At 72.4% G+C, this 25384-nt stretch carries 15 protein-coding genes, 1 tRNA gene and 1 pseudogene; 9 read left to right on the forward strand and 8 right to left on the reverse strand.

What is annotated here, in order from left to right; genetic code table 11:
• Window positions 1–45 precede the first annotated feature (45 nt).
• From topA to SY2F82_RS30460, 5 genes are all read left to right on the forward strand, one after another.
• Complete coding sequence (topA, locus tag SY2F82_RS30440) at window positions 46–2904, forward strand: type I DNA topoisomerase (protein WP_200422362.1); 2859 nt, start codon at window positions 46–48, stop codon at window positions 2902–2904.
• A gap of 146 nt (window positions 2905–3050) precedes the next feature.
• Window positions 3051–6236, forward strand: a complete 3186-nt coding sequence (gene tmk / locus SY2F82_RS30445; RefSeq protein ID WP_200422363.1) for a dTMP kinase — start codon at window positions 3051–3053, stop codon at window positions 6234–6236.
• A gap of 122 nt (window positions 6237–6358) precedes the next feature.
• The gene (locus SY2F82_RS30450) at window positions 6359–7564 is read left to right on the forward strand and encodes a DNA polymerase III subunit delta' (RefSeq protein ID WP_200422364.1); all 1206 of its coding nucleotides are present in this window, start codon (window positions 6359–6361) and stop codon (window positions 7562–7564) included.
• 129 nt (window positions 7565–7693) lie between these two features.
• Window positions 7694–9313 (forward strand): alpha/beta hydrolase, encoded by a 1620-nt coding sequence (locus SY2F82_RS30455; RefSeq protein ID WP_200422365.1) that lies wholly within the window; start codon window positions 7694–7696, stop codon window positions 9311–9313.
• Between the two features lie 107 nt (window positions 9314–9420).
• A tRNA-Thr gene (locus tag SY2F82_RS30460) sits at window positions 9421–9497 on the forward strand.
• Window positions 9498–9541: 44 nt separating this feature from the next.
• Here the strand turns inward: SY2F82_RS30460 and SY2F82_RS39230 are convergent.
• From SY2F82_RS39230 to SY2F82_RS30475, 4 genes and pseudogenes are all read right to left on the reverse strand, one after another.
• Window positions 9542–9738: pseudogene (locus tag SY2F82_RS39230) on the reverse strand (integrase); the annotation flags it as partial.
• 37 nt (window positions 9739–9775) lie between these two features.
• Window positions 9776–10867 (reverse strand): LppY/LpqO family protein, encoded by a 1092-nt coding sequence (locus tag SY2F82_RS30465; RefSeq protein WP_200422366.1) that lies wholly within the window; start codon window positions 10865–10867, stop codon window positions 9776–9778.
• Between the two features lie 1125 nt (window positions 10868–11992).
• Window positions 11993–13834 (reverse strand): trypsin-like serine protease, encoded by a 1842-nt coding sequence (locus SY2F82_RS30470; RefSeq protein ID WP_200422367.1) that lies wholly within the window; start codon window positions 13832–13834, stop codon window positions 11993–11995.
• Window positions 13835–14138: 304 nt separating this feature from the next.
• Entirely contained in the window at window positions 14139–14975 is an 837-nt protein-coding gene (locus tag SY2F82_RS30475) for an RNA methyltransferase (protein ID WP_200422368.1), read from the reverse strand.
• Between the two features lie 282 nt (window positions 14976–15257).
• Here SY2F82_RS30475 and SY2F82_RS30480 point away from each other — a divergent pair, with 282 nt between their 5' ends.
• Both SY2F82_RS30480 and SY2F82_RS30485 read left to right on the forward strand, forming a co-directional pair.
• Window positions 15258–16175, forward strand: coding sequence for a glycosyltransferase family 2 protein (locus SY2F82_RS30480; RefSeq protein WP_268980412.1), 918 nt, complete (start codon window positions 15258–15260; stop codon window positions 16173–16175).
• A gap of 650 nt (window positions 16176–16825) precedes the next feature.
• Window positions 16826–19810 carry a BTAD domain-containing putative transcriptional regulator gene (locus tag SY2F82_RS30485; protein ID WP_200422369.1) on the forward strand — a complete coding sequence of 995 codons (2985 nt, stop codon included), beginning with the start codon at window positions 16826–16828 and terminating at the stop codon, window positions 19808–19810.
• Between the two features lie 44 nt (window positions 19811–19854).
• Here the strand turns inward: SY2F82_RS30485 and SY2F82_RS30490 are convergent, their stop codons facing one another.
• On the reverse strand, window positions 19855–21552 hold the full coding sequence (locus tag SY2F82_RS30490; protein ID WP_200422370.1) for a bifunctional 3'-5' exonuclease/DNA polymerase: 1698 nt from the start codon (window positions 21550–21552) through the stop codon (window positions 19855–19857).
• A 55-nt stretch (window positions 21553–21607) separates the two neighbouring features.
• On the reverse strand, window positions 21608–22351 hold the full coding sequence (locus tag SY2F82_RS30495; RefSeq protein ID WP_200422371.1) for a Clp protease N-terminal domain-containing protein: 744 nt from the start codon (window positions 22349–22351) through the stop codon (window positions 21608–21610).
• An 82-nt stretch (window positions 22352–22433) separates the two neighbouring features.
• Between SY2F82_RS30495 and SY2F82_RS30500 the strand changes: the two genes are divergently transcribed.
• A complete protein-coding gene (locus SY2F82_RS30500) occupies window positions 22434–23570 on the forward strand; it encodes a DUF2786 domain-containing protein (RefSeq protein ID WP_200422372.1) in 1137 nt (378 codons plus the stop codon).
• A 9-nt stretch (window positions 23571–23579) separates the two neighbouring features.
• Here SY2F82_RS30500 and SY2F82_RS30505 read toward each other — a convergent pair whose 3' ends face one another.
• Window positions 23580–24149: a DUF4232 domain-containing protein gene (locus SY2F82_RS30505; RefSeq protein ID WP_236041882.1), complete on the reverse strand. Its 570-nt coding sequence runs from the start codon at window positions 24147–24149 to the stop codon at window positions 23580–23582.
• Between the two features lie 208 nt (window positions 24150–24357).
• Window positions 24358–24873: a hypothetical protein gene (locus SY2F82_RS30510; RefSeq protein WP_200422373.1), complete on the reverse strand. Its 516-nt coding sequence runs from the start codon at window positions 24871–24873 to the stop codon at window positions 24358–24360.
• A 131-nt stretch (window positions 24874–25004) separates the two neighbouring features.
• On the opposite strand from SY2F82_RS30510, the gene SY2F82_RS30515 reads away from it, so the two are divergent.
• Window positions 25005–25376, forward strand: coding sequence for a VOC family protein (locus tag SY2F82_RS30515; protein ID WP_200422374.1), 372 nt, complete (start codon window positions 25005–25007; stop codon window positions 25374–25376).
• Window positions 25377–25384 lie beyond the last annotated feature (8 nt).

The raw sequence follows: 25384 nt of genomic DNA on the forward strand, positions 1-25384 counted from the left end.
CAAGGCCTGGGGAGGCCCCAGCGTCGACCGGAGAGAAGAGCGAAGTTGTCCCCGACCAGCGAGACCGCACAGGGCGGCCGCCGACTCGTCATCGTCGAGTCGCCTGCCAAGGCGAAGACGATCAAGGGCTATCTCGGCCCGGGCTACACCGTCGAGGCGAGCGTCGGGCACATCCGCGACCTTCCGAACGGCGCCGCGGAGGTGCCCGAGAAGTACACCGGCGAGGTCCGCCGCCTCGGCGTGGACGTCGAACACGACTTCCAGCCGATCTACGTCGTCAACGCCGACAAGAAGGCGCAGGTCAAGAAGCTCAAGGACCTCCTGCGCGAATCCGACGAGCTCTTCCTCGCCACCGATGAGGACCGCGAGGGCGAGGCCATCGCCTGGCACCTCCAGGAGGTGCTGAAGCCGAAGGTCCCGGTCAAGCGGATGGTCTTCCACGAGATCACCAAGGACGCGATCCAGCAGGCCGTGCGCAACCCGCGCGAGCTGAACCAGAAGCTCGTCGACGCCCAGGAGACCCGCCGCATCCTCGACCGGCTCTACGGCTACGAGGTCTCGCCGGTCCTGTGGAAGAAGGTCATGCCGCGCCTGTCGGCCGGCCGTGTCCAGTCGGTCGCCACCCGTCTCGTGGTGGAGCGGGAACGCGAGCGCATCGCGTTCCGTTCCGCCGAGTACTGGGACCTGACGGGAACCTTCGCCACCGGCCGCGCGGGGGACCCCTCGGACCCGTCGTCGCTGGTCGCCCGTCTGCAGAGCGTCGACGGCAGGAGGGTCGCGCAGGGGCGCGACTTCGACTCCCTGGGACAGCTCAAGAGCGATCAGATCCTCCACCTCGACGAGGCGAACGCCCGCGCCCTCGCCGCCGCCCTGGCGGACACCCGCTTCTCGGTGCGGTCCGTCGAGTCCAAGCCGTACCGCCGCTCGCCGTACGCCCCGTTCCGTACGACGACGCTGCAGCAGGAGGCGAGCCGCAAGCTCGGCTTCGGCGCGAAGGCCACCATGCAGATCGCGCAGAAGCTGTACGAGAACGGCTACATCACGTACATGCGTACGGACTCCACGACGCTGTCGGACACGGCGATCGCCGCCGCCCGCGCCCAGGTCACGCACCTGTACGGCGCCGAGTACCTGCCCGACGCGCCGCGCACCTACGCCGCCAAGGTCAAGAACGCGCAGGAGGCGCACGAGGCGATCCGGCCCTCGGGTGATCGTTTCCGCACCCCGGCGGAGACGGGACTGACCGGCGACCAGTTCAAGCTCTACGAGCTGATCTGGAAGCGGACCGTCGCCTCCCAGATGAAGGACGCGACCGGCAACTCGGTCACCGTCAGGATCGGCGGCACCGCCGCCGACGGCCGGGTCGCCGAGTTCAGCGCGTCGGGCAAGACGATCACCTTCCACGGCTTCCTGAAGGCGTACGTCGAGGGCGCCGACGACCCGAACGCGGAGCTCGACGACCGCGAGCGCCGGCTGCCGCAGGTCGCCGAGGGCGACGCGCTGAGCGCCGAGGAGATCACCGCCGACGGCCACGCGACCAAGCCCCCGGCCCGCTACACCGAGGCCAGCCTGGTCAAGGAGCTCGAAGAGCGGGAGATCGGCCGCCCGTCGACGTACGCGTCGATCATCGGCACGATCCTGGACCGCGGCTACGTGTTCAAGAAGGGCACGGCCCTCGTGCCGTCCTTCCTGTCCTTCGCCGTGGTCAACCTCCTGGAGAAGCACTTCGGGCGGCTCGTCGACTACGACTTCACCGCCAAGATGGAGGACGACCTCGACCGCATCGCCCGCGGCGAGGCGCAGGCCGTGCCGTGGCTGAAGCGGTTCTACTTCGGCGAGACGGCATCGGGCAGCGGCTTCCCCGCGGGCACCAACGGCACCGCCGCCGACGCCGGGAACGGCGACGGGGACCACCTCGGCGGCCTCAAGGAGCTGGTGACCGACCTGGGCGCGATCGACGCGCGCGAGGTGTCGTCGTTCCCCGTCGGCAACGACATCGTGCTGCGGGTCGGCCGCTACGGCCCGTACATCGAGCGCGGCGAGAAGGACACCGAGCAGCACCAGCGCGCCGACATCCCGGCCGACCTCGCTCCCGACGAGCTCACCGTCGAGCTGGCGGAGGAGCTGCTGGCCAAGCCGAGCGGCGAGCGCCCGCTGGGCACGGACCCGGAGACGGGCCGCCCGATCGTCGCCAAGGACGGCCGCTACGGCCCCTACGTCACGGAGATCCTCCCCGAGGGCACCCCGAAGACCGGCAAGAACGCGATCAAGCCGCGCACGGCCTCGCTGTTCAAGTCGATGTCCCTGGACACGGTGACCCTCGACGACGCGCTGCGGCTGATGTCGCTGCCGCGTGTGGTGGGCACCGACGCCGACGGGCAGGAGATCACCGCGCAGAACGGCCGCTACGGCCCGTACCTGAAGAAGGGCACGGACTCGCGCTCGCTGCAGTCCGAGGACCAGATCTTCACGATCACGCTGGAGGAGGCCCAGGCGATCTACGCCCAGCCCAAGCAGCGTGGCCGGGCGGCCGCCAAGCCGCCGCTGAAGGAGCTCGGCGAGGACCCGGTGAGCGGGAAGCCGGTCGTCGTCAAGGACGGGCGCTTCGGTCCGTACGTCACCGACGGCGAGACCAACGCGACCCTGCGTTCCGGCGACAGCGTGGAGGCGATCACTCCGGAGCGCGGCTTCGAGCTGCTCGCGGAGAAGCGCGCCAAGGCACCCGCGAAGAAGACGGCGAAGAAGGCCGCCGCCAAGAAGGCACCGGCCAAGAAGACGGCGTCGACCGCGGCCAAGAAGACGGCCGCCAAGAAGACCGCCGCGAAGACGACGGCGAAGAAGACGACGGCGAAGAAGACCGCTGCCGCCAAGACGGCGGCGTCCAAGGGTGCCGCGGAGGACTGACGCGGGAGAGGACCGGGCCCGAAGGGGCACCGGTTCCTCACAGCCCCTTCGCTAAACACACGGTCCGGCATCGGTTCGGTGTCGGGCCGTGTGCACATGGCGAGTGGCCGCCTCGGGCTGTCGGTGGCTCCCGATAGTCTGAATGCATGACGCGAGCCGAGCAGCCAACGGCCCCCCAAGCGGCCCCCGACGACGCCCTGGTCGCAGATTCCCGCGAGCGCGCCGTCCGCGCCCTGCTGCGCCAGCCGCAGCTGAAGCGCCTGTGGAGCGCCCAGCTCGTGGGAGGCATCGGTGACGCGCTCGCCGTGCTCGTCCTGGTGCTGCTCGTCCTCCAGGCGGCCATCGCCGAGGGGTCGTTCGGCGGCGGCTACCGGGGTGTGTCGTTCGCGATCGCGAGCGTCTTCGGCGCGCGGATTCTTTCCACCCTGCTCTTCGGGGCCGTGCTCCTGGGCCCGCTCAGCGCGCTGACCTCCCAGGAGGGGCCGCTCGACCGCCGCTGGACCATGGTCGGCGCGGACGGTGTGAGGGCCGCTCTGCTGATCGTCGCGCCCCTGTGGATCGACTGGATCCCGGGCAACGCGCTCGCGCTCCTGCTGGTCACCGCCTTCGTCACCGGCGTGGCCGAGCGCTTCTGGACGGTGTGCCATGAGAGCGCGGCGCCCGCTCTGTTGCCCGCGCCGCCCTTGGAGGGCGCGACGGTGCGTCCGCTGCCGGACCACATGGACGCCCTGCGCCGTCTGTCGCTGCGCACGGGATTCGTGGCGGTGCCGCTGGCCGCTGCCGGACTTGTGGTGGTGGCGCTGGTGAACAACCTGCTGGGCACGGGCATCGCCTGGTTCGGCCAGCATCAGGCGGCCCTCGCGTCGTATGTGGCGGCCGGACTGTTCGCCGCCTCGCTGTCGGTGGCCTCCTCGCTGGAGCTGCCCGACACCCGCACCCCGCGCGCGCGGTCGCCGCTGGAGGGCCTGCGCCGTCCCCGGACGGACGCGGGCGTCGCGAAGGGTCGCACGGGCGCGCTTCCGCTCCTGGTGCTGGCCTGCGCCGCCGTGGCCGGGGCGGTCTCGGCCGCCGTCGCCGTCTGTGTGCTGCAGGCCAAGGACCTGGGCGGCGGCCCGGTGCTGTACGGCCTGCTGGTCCTCGCGCTGACCGGCGGCACGGTCGTCGGCATCCGTACGGCGCCCCGCGTGCTGCCCGCGCTGTCGCGGCGCCGGCTGCTCGCGCTGGCGATCTCCTTCACCGGTATGGCGCTGCTCGCCGCCGGTCTCGACCCGGACGTCACCAGCGTGCTGCTGATCGCGCTGCTCGCGGGCATCAGCGCGGGCGTGGCCGCGAACACCGGGCACACACTGCTCGACCAGGAGGCCGAGGAGCACCGCCGGGCACGGACGACCGAGCATCTGCACGCGGTCGTCCGGGTGTGCGTCGCGCTCTGCGCGCTCGTGGCGCCGCTGGTGGCCGGGGCCATCGGGCCGCACCGGATGGAGAACGGCAGGTTCGTGTTCGCGCACGGCGGCGCCGCCTTCACGCTGATGCTGGTCGGCGCGCTGCTGCTGCCCGTGGCCGCACTGGTGCTCGCCAAGGTCGACGACCGCTCCGGTGTGCCGCTGCGGCAGGACCTGCTCGACGCCCTGCGCGGCGGCGACGATCCGGAGCACGCCCCCGCGGCGAACGGATTCTTCATCGCCCTGGAGGGTGGTGACGGCGCCGGGAAGTCCACCCAGGCCGAGGCGCTCGCCGAGTGGATCCGTGCCAAGGGCCACGAGGTCGTGCTGACCCGTGAGCCGGGGGCCACTCCGGTCGGCAAGCGGCTGCGGTCGATCCTGCTGGACGTCTCCAGCGCCGGGCTGTCGCACCGCGCGGAGGCGCTGCTGTACGCGGCGGACCGCGCGGAGCACGTGGACACGGTCGTACGTCCGGCCCTGGAGCGGGGCGCCGTCGTGATCTCGGACCGGTACATCGACTCCTCCGTGGCCTACCAGGGCGCGGGCCGTGACCTGTCCCCGACCGAGATCGCCCGCATCAACCGCTGGGCGACCGACGGCCTCGTGCCGCACCTCACGGTCCTGCTGGACGTCGCGCCGGAGACGGCGCGGGAGCGGTTCACGGAGGCGCCGGACCGGCTGGAGTCGGAGCCCGCCGAGTTCCACGCGCGTGTGCGGTCCGGTTTCCTCACGCTGGCCGCCGCCGACCCCGCGCGCTATCTGGTCGTCGACGCCGGGCAGGAGCCCGAGGCGGTCACGACCGTGATCCGGGCCCGGCTCGACCAGGTGCTCCCGCTGTCCGAGGCCGAGCTGAAGGCGCAGGAGGAGGCGCGCCGCAAGGCCGAGGAGGAGGCCCGGCGCAAGGCCGAGGAAGAGGCGGCACGCAAGGCCGAGGAGGAGCGGCTGGAGCGCGAGCGCCAGGAGCAGCTCGCCAAGCTGCGCGCCGAGGAGGAGGAGCGCAAGCGGCGCGAGCTGGAGGAGGCACAGCGCCGCGAGGCCGAGCGGCAGGCGGAGGAGGCCCGGCGGCGGGCCGAGGAAGCCCGCCGGCGGGCCGAGGAGGAGAAGGCGCGGCTGCTGGCCGAGGAGAAGGCCCGGGCCGAGGAGGAGGCGCGGCGCAGGGCCGAGGAGGAGCGGCGGCGCCGTGAGGCCGAGGAGGAGGCCCGGCTGCGGGCGGAGGCCGAGGAGCGGCGGCTGGAGAAGCAGCGGAAGGCCGAGGAGGCGCTGCTGCGGGCCGAGGAGGCGCGCAGGGCCGCGGCGGAGGCGGCGGCGTCGGCCGCGTCGGCGGCATCGGCCCCGCCCACCACGCCGGCCGCCGGCTCCGGTGCGCCCGCACGGGGCGCGTCGCCGGACAACGAGACGACGGTCCCCACGCCGCTGGTGACGCCGACGAACGCGTCCGGCGGACCGCTGGACGAGACCGCGGTCCTGCCCCCGGTACGGGTGCGGCGCGACACCGATGCCGAGACCACGGCGGAGCTGCCGGCGCGGCCCGAGCCGCAGGGGGCGGCCGACGAGACGGCGGTGCTGCCCCCCGTGGTGCCGGGATCCGCCGACGAGACGGCCGTCCTGCCGCCCGTACGGGACGCGGGCGGCGGTGAGCCGGCGGACAGGGTGCCGCCCGGCTTCTTCCGCGACGAGCGCCCGGCTCCGCGACCGGACGGTGCCGAGGACCGCACGCGCGAGCTGCCGCAGCTGGACCCCGACGGCCGCCCCCGCCGCCCGCGCCCGGACTGGGCGGAGGAGACGCCCCTGGACGACCTCCCCACCCTGGCGGACGAGCTGCTCGGCCCCCGGGAGGACGACGACTGGGACGACGGCCGGAACGGGCGGGGACGCGGCAGGCGCCGCTGAGCGGACCTGCCCCGGGTGTCGGTGCCGCCGCCGTTGTCAGTGGTGACCCGCACAATGGATCGCGGTAGGGCGCTGTGCGCTGTACGGCAGTACGGGCAGTACGAGGGAAGGGCGGTGTCCCCGTGAGCGTGTGGGACGACCTGGTGGGCCAGGAGAAGGTGTGCGAGCAGCTCGGCGCGGCTGCCCGGGACGCCGACGCCCTGGTCACCGCGGCCGCCGCCGACACCCCGCCGCCCGAGGCGTCCAAGATGACGCACGCCTGGCTGTTCACGGGTCCGCCCGGCGCGGGACGTACGCAGGCGGCGCGGGCCTTCGCCGCGGCGCTGCAGTGCGTGAGCCCCGACCGCGCGCTCGGCGGCGCCCCCGGCTGCGGCTTCTGCGACGGCTGCCACACCGCCCTGATCGGCACCCACGCGGACGTCACCACGGTCGCCGCCGTCGGCACCCAGATCCTCGCCGACGACATGCGCGACACCGTCCGCAAGTCGTTCACGTCGCCGGCGAACGGCCGCTGGCAGGTGATCCTCGTCGAGGACGCCGAGCGGCTGAACGAGAAGTCGGCCAACGCGGTCCTGAAGGCGGTGGAGGAGCCCGCTCCCCGCACGGTCTGGCTGCTGTGCGCGCCGTCCCTGGAGGACGTCCTGCCGACGATCCGCTCCCGCTGCCGCCACCTGAACCTGCGCACGCCGCCCGTGGAGGCGGTCGCGGACATGCTCATGCGGCGCGACGGCATCGAGCCGGAGATCGCTGCCGCCGCCGCCCGCGCCACCCAGGGCCACGTGGACCGTGCCCGCAGGCTGGCCACGGACGAGGGGGCCCGTGCCCGCCGAGCAGCCGTCCTGAAGCTCCCGCTGCGGCTCGACGACATCGGCGGCTGCCTCAGGGCCGCCCAGGAGCTGGTCGACGCGGCCACGGACGACTCCAAGCAGCTCGCCGAGGAGATCGACGCCAAGGAGACCGAGGAGCTGAAGGCAGCGCTCGGCGCGGCGCAGGGCGGCCGGATGCCGCGCGGCACCGCGGGCGTCATGAAGGAGCTGGAGGACAAACAGAAGCGCCGCAGAACGCGCACCCAGCGCGACAGCCTCGACCAGGCCCTCACCGACCTCACGGGCTTCTACCGCGACGTCCTCGCCCTCCAGCTCGGCTCCCGCGTAGCCCTCGCCAACACGGACGCGGAGGACGCCCTGGAGCGACTGGCCCGCGGCAGCACACCCGAGGCCACGCTCCGCCGTATCGAGGCGATCGCGGCGTGCCGGGACGCCCTGGACCGCAATGTGGCCCCGCTGCTGGCGGTGGAGGCGATGACGATGGCGCTCAGAGCGGGATGACGGCGAAACCCTTCCCTCTTCTGTGGGCAGGCGGTGCGGTCGGTCGACCGCGTACGTGACCATTCACTCGTAAGAGGTGCCTGCGTCACCGTGCGGCATCAATACGTTGCGCACGGTTACGCTCACCAAATGCACACCAGGCGCAATCCCGGACCGTCCCGCCTTCTGCACCCCCTCCGCCGCCCTCGAGACTCCCGCCGTTCCCTGCCCGCGACGCGGACCGGAGGCACGCTGCTCGCCGCCGCCGCGCTGCTCGTCTCGGCCTGCTCCACCGGCGGCTCGACGACCGCGCAGACGGCCCTGGCCGTGCTGCCCCAGTCGCCCCCGTCGGCGCTGGCCCGGTACTACACCCAGAAGCTGACCTGGCGCACCTGCGGCGTCCCCGGCTTCCAGTGCGCCACCATGAAGGCCCCGCGCGACTACGCCAGGCCCGGCGCGGGCGACGTACGGCTCGCCGTGGCCCGCAAGAAGGCCACCGGCCAGGGCAGGCACCTCGGGTCGCTGCTCGTGAACCCGGGCGGTCCGGGCGGTTCGGCGGTCGGCTATCTGGAGCAGTACGCGGGCGTCGGCTACCCGGCCGAGGTTCGCGCCCGCTACGACATGGTCGCCGTCGACCCGCGCGGCGTGGCCCACAGCGAACCGGTCGAATGCCTCGACGGTCCCCGGATGGACGCCTACGCGCAGACCGACATCACCCCCGACGGCCCGGCGGAGACGCGCCGCCTGGTGGATGCCTTCAAGCGGTTCGCGGAGGGCTGCGGGCAGCACTCGGCGGCTCTGTTGCGCCATGTCTCCACGGTCGAGGCGGCCCGGGACATGGACATCCTGCGCGGGGTGCTCGGCGACCGGAGGCTGAACTACGTGGGGGCGTCGTACGGGACGTTCCTCGGGGCCACGTACGCGGGCCTGTTCCCTGATCGGGTGGGCCGGATGGTGCTGGACGGCGCGATGGACCCGGCCCTGTCCGCGCGCAGGCTCAACGAGGAGCAGACGGCGGGGTTCGAGACGGCGTTCCAGTCCTTCGCCAAGGACTGCGTCCGGCGACCGGACTGCCCGCTGGGCGGCCCGGGCACGTCGCCGGCGAAGGTCGGCGACAAGCTGAAGGCGTTCTTCAAGAAGCTCGACGCGTCACCCATCCCGACCGGCGACGCGGACGGCCGCAGGCTCGGGGAGGCGCTGGCGACGACCGGAGTGATCGCCGCGATGTACGACGAGGCGGCCTGGCCGCGGCTGCGCCAGGCGCTGACCTCGGCGATCAAGCACCACGACGGCGCCGGGCTGCTCATGCTGTCGGACAGCTACTACGAGCGGGACACGGGCGGCAGGTACTCGAACCTGATGGCCGCGAACGCGGCGGTGAACTGCCTCGACCTGCCGCCCGCGTTCTCGGGTCCGGAGGACGTGGGCAGGGCGCTCCCGGCGTTCGAGAAGGCCTCCCCGGTGTTCGGGCGGGGGCTGGCCTGGGCATCGCTGAGCTGCGCGTACTGGCCGGTGCGCGCGACCGGACGGCCGCACCGCATCCAGGCGAAGGGGGCGGCACCCATCGTGGTGGTGGGCACGACCCGCGACCCGGCCACCCCTTACCGCTGGGCGCGCTCCCTCGCCTCCCAGCTCTCCTCCGGCAGGCTCCTCACGTACGACGGCGACGGCCACACGGCATTCGGCCGCGGCAGCAGGTGCGTGGACTCGGCGATCGACGCGTATCTGCTCCGCGGCACGCCACCGGCGAAGGGAAAGCGCTGCTCGTAGGCGCCGCGCCACTCCCTGGAGGCCCCGCCTCCGGGGGTGGTCAGAGCACCCTCGGAAACTGTGTAGACTTACCGATGTTGCTGATCGCACCATAGTGCGGGCAGCGCGCCGCCTTAGCTCAGATGGCCAGAGCAACGCACTCGTAATGCGTAGGTCTCGGGTTCGAATCCCGAAGGCGGCTCCATCCGAACCCCAGCCCAGACGGTGTCTGAGCTGGGGTTTTTGCGTTCAGCGGATGCGGCGACGGCGGCGGGCACGTGCCGCGCGGTTGTCCCGGTCTCAGTTCTGGTCTCAGTGGGGCCCGGAATCGGCCCCGGGGTCGCAGGCACGAAGAACTCGCCCATGCGCCGCATGGCGTCCTTCGACAGGTGGGATCGCCCCTTCACGTATCGCCGCGTCTGGCTGATCTGGGTGTGCCGAAGGACGATCGGGTATGGATGGGGCACGGCACCCTCCAACCGCTTACTCGCCGCCCTCTCTACCACGGGCGGGTGCGGCGTTGGTAGCGTCCACCGCGCGGCGCAGGGCCCGCGCAATCGCCACTGCGTCATCGACTGCCCAGACGTGGATGAAGAACATGCGGGGCGTGTCGACCATGCCATGGTTGTGCAACTCGACGATCCTGATTCCGCCGCGCTGGAGCGCGTCCAAGACGTTCTGCGCCTCCCCAGCCACCACGGCGACATCCCCGCTGACTGCGGCACGGCCTCCTCCCACCGGCTGGAAGCTGAGGGCCGAGGTCGCCCCGGAACCGGGCGGCAGAATGTAGCCGCCTTCGGTGATCGTCTCGCGGCGCAGGAATGCGACCTTGTAGACGCCACCGTAGACGGTGCCTGTGGTGCCCAGGGCGGCGTCGATACCCGCAGTGTCCAGCTTCAGCTTCTTTGGACGAGTCGTCGAGGACTTGGCAGGCGGCGTGCCTGTGCAGGCAAGCGCGGCGCGCAGGCCACGGGCCAGGGCCGCGGCATCCGGGCCGTGCCCGTGCGTATGGATCCACACGAGACGGGGAGAGTGAGCGAGCAGGTGGTTGTGAATGGCCACCTGCTCGATGCCGTGCGACTGCAGCGCGCCGGTCACACGGTGCAGCTCCGTCTCCCTGACGGCCAGTTCCCCCATGGTCATCATGGTGTTGTCGGCATAGCGGATGAAGGACACGTGCGAGCCGACGGCGAGTTCCGGCGACACGGTGACGCCGTGGGAGACGACACGCAGATCGGTGCGGGGAAAAGCCGTCCGGTAGATCAGCCTGCCCAGCATGTTGCCCTCGCGGCCCAGCTCCGCCGCGACGTGAGCCCAGTCCTTCGTCGTGCTCTCGACTGGACGCACCAACCCGCCGGCATCCCGGCCAGCCCTGCCGTCAGGGCCCGCGCGCTCACCGCTGCGGTCGTGATCCGTGCCGCCGTGCGCTCCACCGCCCGAGGCGCCCCGCTCGGCGTCGACTGCCCGTGCCGGCAGTGCCGCGAACGTCGATCCCAGGGCAACCGTGGTCAGCAGGTGGCGTCTTGATGCCCCCGCACCTCTTCCGGCCTTCCCCGGTCTCGCTTCAGTAGCCATGTATTCGCCGTCCCAACCATGTTGTGAAGGGGCCCGCGGGTTCCTCTCGGAGAGTCGCTCCCGCGACCTGTGCCAGCAGCCTCGGTCACCTGGACCGTGATCAACAGACAAAGCTTGATGGACAAACCGCACATATCCTCTGATTACACCAAAGGTGGCATGTCATAGCATCACTCCGCACGGAGCACGGTTCCGTCGGAAAAGCGGTGCCAAAGCACCCCGAAGAAGTCGAACAGGGCTACGCCAACCCGTATGCCAACAGCAGCGCGCAACCACGTCCGTCAGGGATCAACGAGGCGGCGTGTGATCAGGTCCACGTCTGCCAGGGCACGGCCTGAAAAGCGGAAGGTCGCTGGTTGGTCGTCCCGGACGGTACCCGCATGACTTATGACTCGTTCAGGGAGTGCCGGTGCGCATGTCGCTCCCGTCGCAGTATGTCGACCTGGGGGTGTGCACGAAAACCCGTCCCACGAACGTCGTGGTTGCTCCGGTGTACGTGTTGTTCAACCGCTTCGCCGCTAAGCGACTCGGTGCTGCGATCACCAAGACTCTCGTGGCAGTCGGCCAAGGCAACGATCCGCCCCGGACGGCTTTGGTGCACGCCTCGGCGCTGGCCCCTGCCCCAGGACCAGGTGCCGCCGGGCCTCCCTGCCACTGCCGCACAGGAATTGGAGAAGCGGGTGCGGGCCGCGTCCGGTGAACTGGCCCTGGCGGCCCGGGCGCTACTCGCGCAGGCCACCGTCGGCGGACCGCTGCCGGCTCACATGCTCACCGCCGAACAACGAGCCCTGTCCACCGCGTCGCTGGTTCGGCACGTTGCACCGCCTCGCCGACGGGTCCGGCCTCCACCTGGCCGGCCGCCACGGGTCCACCTTCGCCTACCTGGCCCGCTTCCACCCCTGCTCAGCGGCGGCCTGACCTCGCCGTCCGGCCGACCACGGGGAGGCGGGCCGGTCCGGCCGGGCGGCGTCCCGTCCTGAAGGCTCGTTTCCACCGCAGCGGTTGCCCATCCACCGCAGCGGTTGCCCATCAACGCGAACGGGCCCGCATGCGCCCTGTCTGGACGCATGCGGGCCCGTTCTCACCCGGTGTCCGGGTGCGGGATCGATCCCCCGCCGGTACCGGTCAGCTCAGCCGGTAGCCGCCGTAGCCGAAGCCCACCTTGATGCGGGAGGCCAGCGGGTGCGAGACGTCGCCGGTTCCTTCGTACAGCCACAGGTTGTTGCTGCTGTCACGGGCGATCAGGTCGGAGTGGCCGTTGCCGGTCATGTCCCCGTTCATCACGTACGCGTTGTAGTGGAAGCCCCAGCCGATCTTCACGCGGGGCGCCAGCGGGGTCGACGTGTTGCCGGTGCCCTTGTACAGCCACAGGTTCCCGGAGGAGTCCTGGGCGAGCAGGTCCAGCTTGCCGTCGCCGGTGAAGTCGCCCTTGCCGAAGACGTTGCTGCCGTACGCGCCCCAGCCGGTGCCGATCTTGACGCGAGAGCCGAAGTTGCCGTGGCCGGTGCCCGGGTAGCGCCAGAAGTTGCCGCTGGAGTCGATGGCCAGCATGTCCTGCAGGCCGTCACCGGTCAGGTCGCCGGGCACGAGCATGACCTTCATGCTGTTCCAGCCGGCCCCGAGCTTGGTCACGTCGGTGTCGCCGGTGGACAGGTTGAGGTGCTGCCAGTACAGGGTGCCGTCGGTGGTGCGGACCAGCAGGTCGGCGTAGCCGTCGCGGTCGAGGTCGGCCTGGCGCACCAGGTTGACCCCGCTCCAGTCGCCGAGCGAGATCCGCGGCGCGAAGGACTTGCCGCGGGAGTCGTACTCGTAGCCCTGGCCGTCGGAGGCGATCGCGAACATGTCCGCGCGACCGTCACCGCTCAGGTCGGTGTCGTCGATGCGCGGTTCGGTCGCCCCGACGTACGAGCTCAGCTTGGTGAAGACGCTGTACGAGCCGCTGGCCACGCAGTCCTGCACGCCCCACGACACGACGCCGACGACGCGTCCGTTCACGACCAGCGGGCCGCCGGAGTCGCCGTTGCAGGTGGCGACGGTGCCGGTGTCGGAGCCGGTGGCCGGATCGCCGACGCACGTCATGGCACCCGCGACGAAGTCGCTGCCGTAGAAACTCGAGCAGGTCGAGTCGCCGTTCACCGGCACGGTGGCCTTGCGCAGGGTCTGCGAGATGTCCTGGCTGGTGGAGCTGGTGCGCCCCCAGCCGTAGATCTGCGCCTGGGTGCCCGCCTTGTACGACGTGGTGTCGTCGGAGGTGGTGATGGGCAGCGGCTGGGCGCTGATCGGGTCGGGCAGCGTCAGCACGGCGACGTCGTTGACGGCGGTGCCGTTCGCGGTGATCTGGAACGAAGAATCGTTCCACTGCCGCCAGACGCCCGCCACCGTTCCGCCGTGGTAGTCGGTGGTGTTGGTCGACGGGTCGGTGGTCGGCAGCTGGGCGGTGCCGTAGATGATGGCGCCGTTGTTGTGCCAGTCGTAGCCCGAGACGCAGTGCGCGGCGGTGAGGATCTTCGTGGGCGACACGACGGTGCCACCGCAGAAGAAGCCGACGTCGTCACTGGTGTCGCTGGTGCCCTTGTCGTCGAAGTACCACAGCTGCACCATCCACGGGGCCGTGGAGATGCTGGTGGTCGTGCCGCCGATGATCTGCGGGCTGGCGGTGCCGGAAGCCGACGGCTGCGGCGTCGGGCTGGTTTTGGTGCTGGACGCCGTGCCCGTGCTCGCGGCGGGGCGCAGGCTGGCGGGGGTGTTGGCGGCCGGTGCGGTGAGCGCGCCGTGCACGCGGGCTTTGAGCTGCGACTTGCCGACGCTGTCGTGGCCCTGGACGCCGATGTCCGTCGGCAGGGGCGCCGCGTTGGCAGGCGCCATGAGGAACGCGCCGGCGCCACCGAGGAAGAGGGTGGCGGCAGCGGCGCGAACGGCTATCCGGCCCCGGCGGCGGTGATTCCCGCCTCTGTGGGCAGAGGACACTCAGGTCTCCCGATGAGTGAAGATGCTGGGGATGCTTGACGAGAAGCGGCTGATACTACTTCCGACTCGCTGATCTTCACCAGTTTCACAGGCCACAGATGTTTAAAGTTTTCACCTAGGACACCGCGGCGGGGGTGCCTCTTCTGCGAGGGGGGATCGGGAACGCTCGTGCAGCGGAGTCGAGTTGCCCACCGGTAGCGCATCGCCGTGTCCCGGGGCCGGGCGCACAGGTGTACCGGCGGGCGGGGACCACGGGCGGGTGGGCGGAACTCCGCTTCACCGAGGGGACGTTCGCCCCCCGGGCTCAGCGTCGGCCCGACGCCATCCGCTGCCGTACGGCCTCGTAGGTGAACAGCGCCGCCGACACCCCGACGTTGAGCGAGTCCACCTGGCCGAACATCGGGATCTTGGCCTTCGTGTGGCTGCCTCCCAGCCACCGGTCCGACAGGCCGTACTTCTCGCTGCCGACGAGGATCGCCGTGGGCCCGGTCATGTCGACGTCCGCCATGAGGACGTCGGTGTCGGGGGTGGTGGCGACGACGTTCACCGCGTGGTCGGACAGCCAGCGCATGACCTGTTCGGAGTCGGCCGAGGCGATCGGGACGGCGAACACCGTGCCCTTGCTGGCCCGGATCACGTTGGGGTTGCCCCAGTCGGTCACCGGGTTGGCGGAGATGACCGCGGTCACTCCGGCCGCGTCCGCGGTGCGCAGCATCGAGCCCAGGTTGCCGGGCTTCTCGACGCTCTCGCAGATCAGGAAGAGGGACCGGTCGTCGACCTGGATGCGGGAGAGGTCGGTCTCGATGTCCGGGACGACGGCGAGCCAGCCGTCCGGGCCCTCGCGGTAGGCCGCCTTGTCGAACGCCTGCCTGCTGAGGCTGTACAGGGCGGCGCCGCGCTCGGCCGCACGGGCCACCACGTTCCGCGGGTCGGACCCGCCGGTCAGCGCGGGGCAGAAGTACAGCTCACGGGGGCGCACACCGGCCCGCAGCGCGAGGTCCAGTTCCTCGTATCCCTCCACGAGGGTCACTCCGGCGGCCTGCCTGCTGCGCCGACGGCGGAGGGCGGCGAGTTCCTTGACGTGGGGGTTGCTCGGGCTGGAGATCTCCTTGGGCGACCCGGCCCGGGGGTTGGACGGCATGGGCGGTGGGAGTCACGGTCCGCGGCGGGCTCCGGTCCTCCGTCCCCTTTCTCGTGTTTCTCGTGTTCTCGCTCGTGCTGCTGTGGTGCGCTGCGCTGCGCGCGGTTGCGGCCAGCGTACATGCGGGCCCGGGGGAGGGGCGCCGGGCGCCCGCGTGCCCCCTTCCGCCCCGTACGCCCCGGAAAACCGTCCGGTGCGGGGAGAACCGGCGGACATCGGGCGTCCTCTTGGTGAACGGCTAGCATCGCGTGGTCAGTCGTCGGTGGGAATGGGGTGGGTGTGGTGTCGCAGGCGCGGCCGCAGCAGGAGCAGGGGCCCAGGATCGCCGTCGCCGTCGTGACCATGGGCAACCGGCCCGCCGAGGTCGACGCGCTCCTCAGGTCCGTCGCCAAGCAGGACCTCGCCCCCTCCCGCATCGTGATCGTCGGCAACGGCTGCCCGCTGCCCGAGTTCGCCGAGCGCCTGGACCTCCCCGGCGAGGTCACCTGCGTCGAGACCGACGAGAACCTCGGCTGCCCCGGCGGCCGCAACGTGGCCCTCGCCCGGCTGCGGGAGTTCGGGGACGTCGACGTCGTGGTGGAGCTCGACGACGACGGGCTGCTCGTGGACGCCGACGTGCTGCGCCGCGTACGGGACCTGTACGCCGCCGACCCTCGGCTCGGCATCGTCGGTTTCCGCATCGCCGACGAGCACGGCGAGACCCAGCAGCGGCACGTGCCCCGGGTCGGGGCCGCCGACCCGATGCGCGGCGGGGAGGTGACCGGCTTCCTCGGCGGCGGGCATGCGCTGTCCATGGCCATGCTCGCCGAGACCGGCGACTGGCCCGCGGAGTTCTTCTTCGCGCACGAGGAGACCGACCTGGCCTGGCGGGCCGCCGACGCCGGGTGGACCATCCTGTACGCGCCGGAGCTGCTGCTCCAGCACCCGAAGACCTCACCCGCCCGGCACGCCGTCTACCACCGCGTCACGGCCCGCAACCGCGTCTGGCTCGTACGGCGGCGGCTGCCGTTTCCCCTCATTCCGGTCCACCTCGGGGTGTGGATCGCCGTCACTGTCCTGCGCACCCGGTCGGTCGGCGGGCTGAAGGCATGGTTCGGTGGGTTCGTGGAGGGGCTGCGGACCTCCGGCGGCGCACGGCGGCCCATGCGCTGGCGCACGGTGTGGCGGCTCACCAGGCTCGGCCGGCCGCCGGTCATCTGAGGGTTCCGGGACGATCCGGGACCCCCGGATGACCGCCGGTCATCTGAGGGTTCCCGGACGATCCGGGACGCCCGGATGACTTGGAATCCCCAAATGACCCGGAATCCCCGGATGACCCGAAACCCCCGGATGACCCAGGAGCCCCGGTCGGGCGGGACGTGCCGGTTGCGGGACGCCTGAGGAGTAGCCCGTGCGGGGGTGGGCAGGCGCACTCCATGGAGGCGGCCCCCGTGCTCGCGGAGACGACGAAGGACCCGGTCGTTCACCTCTGCCGACCGGGTCCTCGTGCGATCCCGGATCCGGCCACGGCGGCGACACTCCCCCGAGCTACGCGTGAACGCGCGCGCCGTCGGGGCCAGATCCGATGAAAGGATCACATCAGGCCACGCCAACAGATCGCTAACATGGGGCCAACGGCTGACGAGGAAGCCGTGAGCTGGCCCGTTCCACGAGAAGTTGTGGCCCGGTCCGACGGAAACGCGCCGTCCGTCGACGCGATCCGGCGGCGGGACGCGGCGGTCGGGCCGCGCGATCAGGCGTTACGCGGCGGTCGTGCCGCACGGTGAGGCGAGGCACGGCGAGCGTGCCATCGGGTTTCCCCTGCTCGAGCGAAGCCGTGAGCCAGGGGGAAGAAGGGCGACGGGGCGGCGATGCGGGACGGGCTGCGGTTCGGACTGCTGGGTCCGCCCGTCGTGTACGGCGCCGCCGGCGAGGTGCGCACGATCGGCAGCGGCAAGGTGCGTGCCCTGCTGGTCGCGCTGCTGCTGGAGCCCGGCCGGGTCGTCTCGGTCGAGGCCCTGAAGGACGCGCTGTGGGGCGGTGCGCCGCCGGTGTCCGCGCAGGCGTCCCTGCAGAACCACGTCACCCGGCTGCGCCGCCTGCTCGGCGACGACGGACCGGAGCGGCTGCGCGCCGTGCCGCCCGGCTATCTGCTGCGCGTCGACGAGGGCGAGCTGGACGTGCGCGTCTTCGAGGAGCACCTGATCGCGGTCCGCGCCGCGCACGCCGCCCGGGACTGGGAGGGCGCCCTGCGCGAGGCGTCCGCCGCGCTCGCGCTGTGGCGCGGCACCCCGCTCAGCGGGCTGCCTCACGAGACCGGGGCGCATGCGCTGGTGCAGCGGCTCCAGGAGGCGCGGCTGCTCGTCCTGGAGTGGCGGTACGACGCGGAACTGCAGCTCGGCGGGGCGCGGTTCGGGAGCCTCGTGCCGGAGCTGGCCGCGCTGGTCGCCGAGCATCCGCTGCGGGAGGGGTTCCACCGGCTGCTGATGCTGGCCCTGCACCGCACCGGCCGCCCGGCGGAGGCGCTGGCCGTCCACCGCGACCTGCGGGCGCGTCTCATCGAGGAACTCGGCGTCGAGCCCGGCGCTGCGGTGCGCAAGGCGCATCTGGAGGTCCTCCGGGAGGGGCAGGCCGGGAGCGGCGAGGGGACGGGGCAGGACGGTCCGCGGGCGGACGACCCGTACGCCGACCACGACCCGGGCCCCGACCGTACGAAAGCGCCCAGGCCCGCCCAACTCCCGCCTGCGCCCGCGCACTTCACCGGCCGCGAAGCCGTCCGCGAAGACCTGCTGCGGTTCCTCGCCGCCGAACGCGACGCGCCCGGCATCGCCGTGGTCAGCGGTATGGCCGGGGTCGGCAAGAGCGCGCTCGCCCTGCATGTGGCGCATGAACTGCGGGAACGTTTCCCCGACGGTCAGCTCTACGTCAATCTGCACGGCGCCACCCCCGGCATGACCCCGCTCAGCCCCGAGCAGGCGCTCGCCGCCCTGCTGCGCGACCTCGGCGCCGAGTCGCACCGCATTCCCGAACACCCCGACGCCGCCGCCTCGTTGCTCCGCTCGGTGCTCGCCCCGACCCGCACCCTGATGGTGCTGGACGACGCGGCGCACGCAGCCCAGGTGCGTCCGCTGCTGCCCGGCGGCCCGGGCTGCGCGGTGATCGTGACCAGCCGCTCCCCGCTCACCGCGCTCGACGGCGCGCACCGGGTCCCGCTCGCCCCGCTCAGCGACGAGGACAGCGCGGCCCTGCTGCGCGCGGTCTCCGGCCGGGACGGGCTGCACGCCGGGCACCCGCTCGTCGAACTCGCCGGCCGGCTTCCGCTCGCCCTGCGCATCGTGGCCGCGCGGCTCGCCGCCCGCCGCGCGCTCACCCCTGACATGCTGGCCGGTCAACTCGCCGCCACCGAGGGGCGGCTGCACCATCTGGAGTACGACGATCTGAGCGTGCGCCGCTCGCTCGCCGTCGCACACGACGCGCTGCGCGCCTCCGACCGCGAGGCCGACCGGGACGCGGCACGCGCCCTCGCCCGGATCGGCGCCCTGGACCTGCCCGGCTACGGCGTGTCCCTCCTCGCCCGCCTCCTCGGCACGGACGAACGCCGCGCCGAGGCCGCCCTCGACCGCCTGGTCGACGTCGCCCTGCTGGAGGAGACCGCCTACGGCCGCTACGCGCCGCACGACCTCGTGCGGGACTTCGCCCATGAGACCGTGGCGAGCGAACAGGGCGTCGAGCCGGAGCGCTCCGGCGCCGAGATCGCCCTGCGCTGGTACGCCGCGATGGCCACGCGCGCCCTCGATGCGCTGGTCGAACCGGGCACCGAGCGCACGGACCGGCTCCGGGCGACCCCCTCACAGCCCCGGACGCACACGGCGGACGTGGCGTCCGTGCCCGCCTTCGGCTCCGCCGAGGCCGCCGCCGACTGGATCGTTCTCGAACTGGAGAACATCGTCGCGCTCGTGGAACGGCACGCGGACACCTCCGCCCATGTGCCCCTGCTCGTCCGCATGATCGCCTCCCCGCTGCAGCGCCGCGGCCGCGTCGCCGAGTCGGAGGCGCTGGTGCGCGCCGCCCTGCGCGGGGCGCGAAGCCTCGGGGACGCGCCGGCGGAGGCGTACGCGCTGCTGGACATGGCCGGGGTGCAGTTCCTGAAGGGCCGGGGCAACGACGCACTCGCCCTGCTGGACGAGGCGCTGGAGATCTGGCGGCGGCTCGGCGATCTCTCCTGCCTGTGCCGTGGCCTGAACAACCGGGGGCTGCTGCTGGGGGTCCTCGGGCGGTACGAGGAGTCCGGTGCGGCGCTCAGGCAGTGCCTGGAGTACGCGCGTGTGCTCGACGACCCGATGCAGGAGGCCATCACCTACAGCAACCTCGGCAACCTGTACGAGCACACGGACCCGCGGCGCGCCATCGACCACCACCGCCGCAGCCTGGAGATCGGCGAGCGGATCGGCCATGTGATCGTCCGTCACTCCGCGCACTGCAACATGGGTTTCGCGCATCTCGCGCTCGGCGAACCGGACGCCGCGGTACCCCACTTCGAGGAGAGCCTGCGCATCCTCGGCGGGCACGGCCACTGGCAGGGCGAGTCCCAGACCCGGCTGGGCCTGGTGCGGGCGCTGCGGGAACGGGGGGACGCCGGGTGGGCCGCGCACGAGTGCGATGTGCTGCTGTGCCTCGCCGCCCGGCGCGGTGACCGCTACACCGAAGGGCTCGCCCGCCACCAGCGGGGCCTGCTGCGCCGGGCGGAGGGCGACGCGGAGGAGGCCCGCCGGCAGTGGGAGGCGGCCCTTTCGGCCCTGGAGGGCACGGACAGTCCGGTGGCGGGGGAGCTGAGGGAACTGCTGGCGGAGGGGTGAGACCGGACGGGTGCCGCCACTCGGCGCCTCGGTTCGCACCGCCCTCACTTGGCGTCCGCGTAGCACTCCACCACCGCCGTCGTGAACGGGATCCGTACCGGTGTCTCGCCGAACGTCAGCCGCATCGCCAGGTCCGACGCCTCCTGGATGGCCGCGGCCACCGTCTCCGCCTCCTTCGCGGGGCAGTGCACGATCACCTCGTCGTGCTGGAAGAAGACCAACTCGGCGGCGAGGCCCGCGCAGGCGCGGCGGAGCGCGGCGAGCATCAGCAGCGCCCAGTCGGCGGCACTGCCCTGCACCACGAAGTTGCGTGCGAAGCGGCCCCGGGCGCGGGAGTTGGTGGAGGCGTACCCCGGCATCCACTGCTGGGGTTCGTCGGGCGGGGCCGCTGCCGTGTCCTCCTGCGGAATGCCCGCTTCCTCCGCAGCGTCGTCGGACGCCCCGGCCGCCGGCGGCGACGTACGCCCCAGCCAGGTGCGCACCAGGCGGCCCTCCTCGCCGGCGCGGGCCGCGTCGTCGACGTAGGCGACGGCCTTGGGGAAGCGGCGGCGTAGCGCGGCGAGGTTCTTCAGGCCGTCGCCGGAGGTCTGGCCGTAGATCGCGCCGAGCACGGCGAGCTTGGCCTGGGCGCGGTCGCCGGAGAACGCCCGGTCGGACACCGACTGGTAGAGGTCGTCGTCGCGGCCTGCGACCTCCATGAACGCCGGGTCGCGGGAGATCGCGGCCAGGACGCGCGGCTCCATCTGGGCGGCGTCGGCCACGACCAGCCGCCAGCCCGGGTCGGCGACCACGGCGCGCCGGATCACCTTGGGGATCTGCAGGGCGCCGCCGCCGTTGGTGACCCAGCGGCCGGTGACCGTCCCGCCCGGCAGGTACTCGGGGCGGAAGCGGCCGTCGCGCACCCAGTCCTGGAGCCAGGACCAGCCGTGGGCGACCCAGATGCGGTACAGCTTCTTGTACTCGAGGAGCGGCTTCACGGCGGGGTGGTCGACGGACTCGATCTCCCAGCGGCGGGTGGAGCGGACCTTGATCCCCGCCTGGGCGAACGCCTTGACGACGTCCGCGGGCAGGTCGGGACGGACACGGCGGCCGAAGGCGGCGGACACCTCGTCGGCCAGCTCCGCCAGGCGCCGGGGCTCGCCCCCGCCCGCGTACCGCTCGCCGAGCAGTTCGTGCAGCACCTCGCGGTGGACGTCCGCGCTCCACGGCAGGCCGGCGTGGTGCATCTCGGCGGCCACCAGCATGCCGGCCGACTCCGCGGCGGTGAGCAGCCGCATGCGGTGCGGGTGCGTGGCGGTGTCGTGCCGCCGCTGCTGGTCGGCGTAGACCTCGACCAGGTCCTTCAGGGGGACGTGGACGGGGCTCGGCTCGAACAGCGAGGACTGCGAGCCGGGCTCGGCGGAGCGCGGCGGCGGATCGGGCGGCACGGGGCCGCCGCGCAGCCGGGCCAGCGCGGCTGCGGCCGACCGGGGCTCGCCGAGGCGTCCCTCGTGGCCGAGGAGGAGGGCCTCGGCGGCCTCGACGTCGTAGCACCGGTCGACTCGCACCCCCGTGGCGAGCAGACGTGGCTGGACGTCGGCGGTGGACCGCCACACCCACCGGGTGACCTCGGGCCGCGTGCGCACGGCCCCGGCGAGGTCCTCCTCCCTGACCACCGGCCCGGCGAGCAACCCGTCCGGGCCGAGGGCGGCGACTTCCACGCCACCGTCCCCGGCCGGAGCGAGAGCCCAGCGCCCGGTCATGCTGCGAGTGTGGCAGGGGGGTCTGACAATGGCTATGACCTGCGGAAACGCGCTCTCAGTCCTTCTTTTCACGGGCCTTGAGGGCCTCGGTGATCTCGGTCAGCTCCTTCCTGACGTTCTCCTCGGCCGCCGCCTTGTCGATGCCGAGACCGCTGAGCGGGCCCTCGCCGTTCTCCAGCTCGAGCAGCGCGAGGAGGATGTGCTCGGTGCCGATGTAGTTGTGGCCGAGGCGAAGAGCCTCGCGGAACGTCAGCTCCAGGGCCTTCTTCGCGGCGGGGGCGTAGGGGACGAGTTCCGGGACCTCCTCGGCGGGGGCCGGGAGTGCCGCGGAGGCCGCCTCGCGCACGGCGTCCAGGGAGACGCCCTGCGCGGTGATCGCCTTGGCGGCGAGCGCCTCCGGCTCGCTGAGGAGCCCCAGCACCAGGTGGGCGGGGACGGTTTCGGCGTTGCCGGCTTCCTTCGCCGCGTTGTGCGCGGCCATGACCACGTTCCGGGCGCGGGGGGTGTAGCGGCTGAAGCCCTGGCTGGGGTCGAGGTCCGCGGACTCCTTGGGCACGAAGCGCTTCTGGGCCGCCTGCCGGGTGACGCCCATGCTCTTGCCGATCTCGGTCCAGGAGGCGCCCGAACGCCGGGCCTGGTCCACGAAGTGGCCGATCAGGTGGTCGGCCACGTCCCCGAGGTGCTCCCCGGCGATCACGGCGTCCTGGAGCTGCTCCAGGGCGTCGGTGTGGACCTTCTTGATGGCGTCGATGAGGTCGTCGAGACGCAGGTTCGCTGAGATGTAGGGATTCACCGTCATGTGTCAACCGTAAGTTGACAGTGGGGAGTGTCAACCCGAAGTTGACAATCGACCGGCGTCCACGCATGTCACGATCGACCGTGTGAGTACGCCGACCACCGTGGACCGCGCCCTGCGGGCAGCCCTCTACGACGACAACGACGCCGCCCTCGACACCGGCGCCTCGCTGCTCGCCCCCGACCCCGCGGCCGACGGGGAACTCGCCCGGCGCGGTCAGGAGTTCGTCGCGGCGGCCTGGCGGCGCGGCTGGCAGCCCGCCGACGTCGTCCGCGTCGTGCGCCGCCGACTGGAGGAGGTGCACGTACGGCTCGTGTCGCAGCTGATCCTCGACGAGGCAGGACAGCGGCCCGCCCCCACGCCGCGCTGGGCCGCCCAGTTGCAGGAACTCGGAGAACCCGACGGCGGCTCTCGGCGCGGCCCCGACCGTTTCTCCCACGCCACCGCAGTCCTGGAGCTGTACCGGCTGCTGCTCCGCCTGCCCGCCCTCGAACCCCTCGACGAGCCTCGGCCCTCCGCCGCCCCGCGGCAGCCGGAGTCCCGCATGCTCACCCGCATCCGCGCCCTGCTCGCGAAGGCGGAGGCTACCGGATACCCGGAGGAGGCCGAGGCGCTCAGCGCCAAGGCACAGGAGCTGATGGCGCGGCACAGCATCGACGAGGCGCTGCTCGCGGCCCGTACGCACACCGGGGACACGCCCGGCGCCTGCCGCATAGGCGTCGATCCGCCGTACGAGACGGCCAAGGCGGTGCTCCTGGACGCCGTGGCCGCCGCGAACCGCTGTCGAGCCGTGTGGCACGACGCGCTCGGCTTCTCCACGGTCGTCGGATTCGAACCCGACCTCGAAGCCGTCGAACTCCTCTACACCTCGCTGCTGGTGCAGGCCACCGCCGCGATGACGAAGGCGGAGGCGGCACAGCGCAAGGGCGGCCGGAAGCGCACGAAGACGTTCCGGCAGTCGTTCCTGGCCGCGTACGCGCACCGCATCGGCGACCGGCTCCGGGCCGCCGCCGAGGAGGCCGAGGGCCAGGTGACCGGCGGCGAGGGCGAGTTGCTGCCGGTGCTCGCCGCCCGGGACGTCGCCGTCACCGACCGCATGGAAGAGATGTTCCCCGACACGGTCACCACCCGGCTGCGCGGCGTCAGCGACGCGACCGGATGGGAGCAGGGGGCCGCGGCCGCCGACCGTGCCCAGGTCACGGGGCGGCCCCGGCTCCCCTGAACGGTCGCGTCAGTCGCCCGCGACCTGGATCGGGCTCACCGAGGCGTCCGGGGTCTTCCCGCCCTTCAGCGCGACCTCGCCGTACGACCACGGGTAGCTGTGCGCGTCACCGGCGCCCGGGACGGTGATCTTCACGTTCTTCGCCGCGGCGCTGTCGGTGCCGCCGGCCTTCCCGCGCACATACGTGATCGTGAAGGTCGCGGTGTCGCCCTTCTGCAGCGTCACCTTCTCCGGGTTCGCGCCCTCCTGGTCGGGCACCTTCCAGCCGGTGTCGCCGCCGGTCAGCTCGATGCCCGGGAAGCCGTCGAAGGCGCACGGACGGCTGCCGTCGTTGGTGAGGGTGACCGGGACGTCGCCGGTGTCGCCGGCGGTGGTGGCGGCGTTGGCGGGGCCGACCTTGATGCCGAGGGTGCACTCGGCGGTGTTCTTGCTCTTGCCGCTGTCGCCGCTCTTGTCGGCGCTGCCGCTGTGGCCGCTGCTGTCACAGGCGGTCAGCGCCAGGGCCGCCACGAAGGCGGTGACGGCGAGACGGACGGGAAGGGCGCGCATCGGGCTCCTCTGGTTCGTGATGGTGCTCATGGATCATCACGTAGGCGTGCGGGCTCCCGTTGCGCGCCCTCCGCTTACCGCGGCCGCCGTCGGGGGCGCTTGCCGCCATTCGTCCCGTATGCCTTGCTCCTGCCTCCCGGGCGCGGGCGGAACGAGCCGGCTGCGGGGCCGGGGCAGGCCGCGCGTGCGGGGCCGACGACAGGGCGGAAGCGGCTCGAACCGCCGGCCGCGGTGCGCGTCACCCCAGGCTCGCCGTCGGGAACCCGCTCGGGAGCGTGCCGCCCTCGGCCTTGGTGTACGTCTCCGTGCCGACGCCGCCCTCCCATGTCACCTTCATGCTGCCGGAGGTGACGGAGTCGACCATGCCGGTGCTGCGGCCCTTGCTGCCGCCGGTGCACTTGAGGTGGATCATCTGCATGCCCGCCTCCTCGCCCGCGGTGCCGCTGCACACGGTCCCGCCCATCGCGAAGAGCCCGGCCTGCCTGCCGTTGATCACCAGGGCCACGGCCTTGCCGCCGGTCGTGGCCAGCCAGCTCCCCTCCAGCTTCCCGGCCTTCCCCGCCTGGGAGGTGGAGTTCCCGCCGCTGTCCGCGGAGGCCGAGGACGAGGACGAGGACGCGCCGGGCGTGGCCGACGCGCCGTCGCCCGAGGCGCCGGAGTCGCTGCAGCCGGTCAGCAGGAGCGCGGCCGCACAGCCCGCGGCCGCGAGTGTGACGCGGGCCTGCCGACGCGTGACTTGGGTCGCCGTGGTCACTGAAGTCTCCCAGGGGTGCCGATGACGTCATGGGGACGGCCGCTGGCAAGCTACCAGGACATCGGCGACCCCCATAGGTAGGAGATCCCCTACGTTTGACGGGTAGGAGATCTCCTACCTAAAGTCCGTCCATGACCATCACGCACGCTTCCTTCGTCACCCTCCCCGTCACCGACCAGGACCGCGCTCTGCGCTTCTACACCGACGTCCTCGGGTTCCAGGTCACCGTGGACCTGGACGTGCCCCAGGGGCGCTGGCTCCAGGTCGCCCCCGAGGGTGCCCAGACCGTCTTCACGCTCTCCGGGCCGGGAATGGGCGATTTCGAGCCCGGCAGCGCCCGGGGGATCATGTTGGTCACGACCGATGTCGACGCCGACTGCGCCCGTCTGGCCGAGGCGGGGGTCTCCGTGCAGGGCCCGGACGACCTCCCCTGGGGCCGGATGGCGTCCTTCCGGGACCCGGACGGCAACGGTCTGATGCTGCTGACGGAGGCTCACGGATAGGAAGACCG

Source organism: Streptomyces sp. Y2F8-2 (genome assembly GCF_014905555.1).
In the GTDB taxonomy this organism is placed as follows: domain Bacteria; phylum Actinomycetota; class Actinomycetes; order Streptomycetales; family Streptomycetaceae; genus Streptomyces; species Streptomyces cynarae.

Excerpts from the sequence above, each read along its gene's own strand:
- tmk (WP_200422363.1), top strand. The coding sequence starts at position 3,051 with ATGACGCGAGCCGAGCAGCCAACGGCCCCCCAAGCGGCCCCCGACGAC.
- SY2F82_RS30455 (WP_200422365.1), top strand. The coding sequence starts at position 7,694 with ATGCACACCAGGCGCAATCCCGGACCGTCCCGCCTTCTGCACCCCCTC.
- SY2F82_RS30465 (WP_200422366.1), bottom strand. The coding sequence starts at position 10,867 with ATGGCTACTGAAGCGAGACCGGGGAAGGCCGGAAGAGGTGCGGGGGCA.
- SY2F82_RS30475 (WP_200422368.1), bottom strand. The coding sequence starts at position 14,975 with ATGCCGTCCAACCCCCGGGCCGGGTCGCCCAAGGAGATCTCCAGCCCG.
- SY2F82_RS30485 (WP_200422369.1), top strand. The coding sequence starts at position 16,826 with ATGCGGGACGGGCTGCGGTTCGGACTGCTGGGTCCGCCCGTCGTGTAC.
- SY2F82_RS30490 (WP_200422370.1), bottom strand. The coding sequence starts at position 21,552 with ATGACCGGGCGCTGGGCTCTCGCTCCGGCCGGGGACGGTGGCGTGGAA.
- SY2F82_RS30495 (WP_200422371.1), bottom strand. The coding sequence starts at position 22,351 with ATGACGGTGAATCCCTACATCTCAGCGAACCTGCGTCTCGACGACCTC.
- SY2F82_RS30505 (WP_236041882.1), bottom strand. The coding sequence starts at position 24,149 with ATGAGCACCATCACGAACCAGAGGAGCCCGATGCGCGCCCTTCCCGTC.
- SY2F82_RS30515 (WP_200422374.1), top strand. The coding sequence starts at position 25,005 with ATGACCATCACGCACGCTTCCTTCGTCACCCTCCCCGTCACCGACCAG.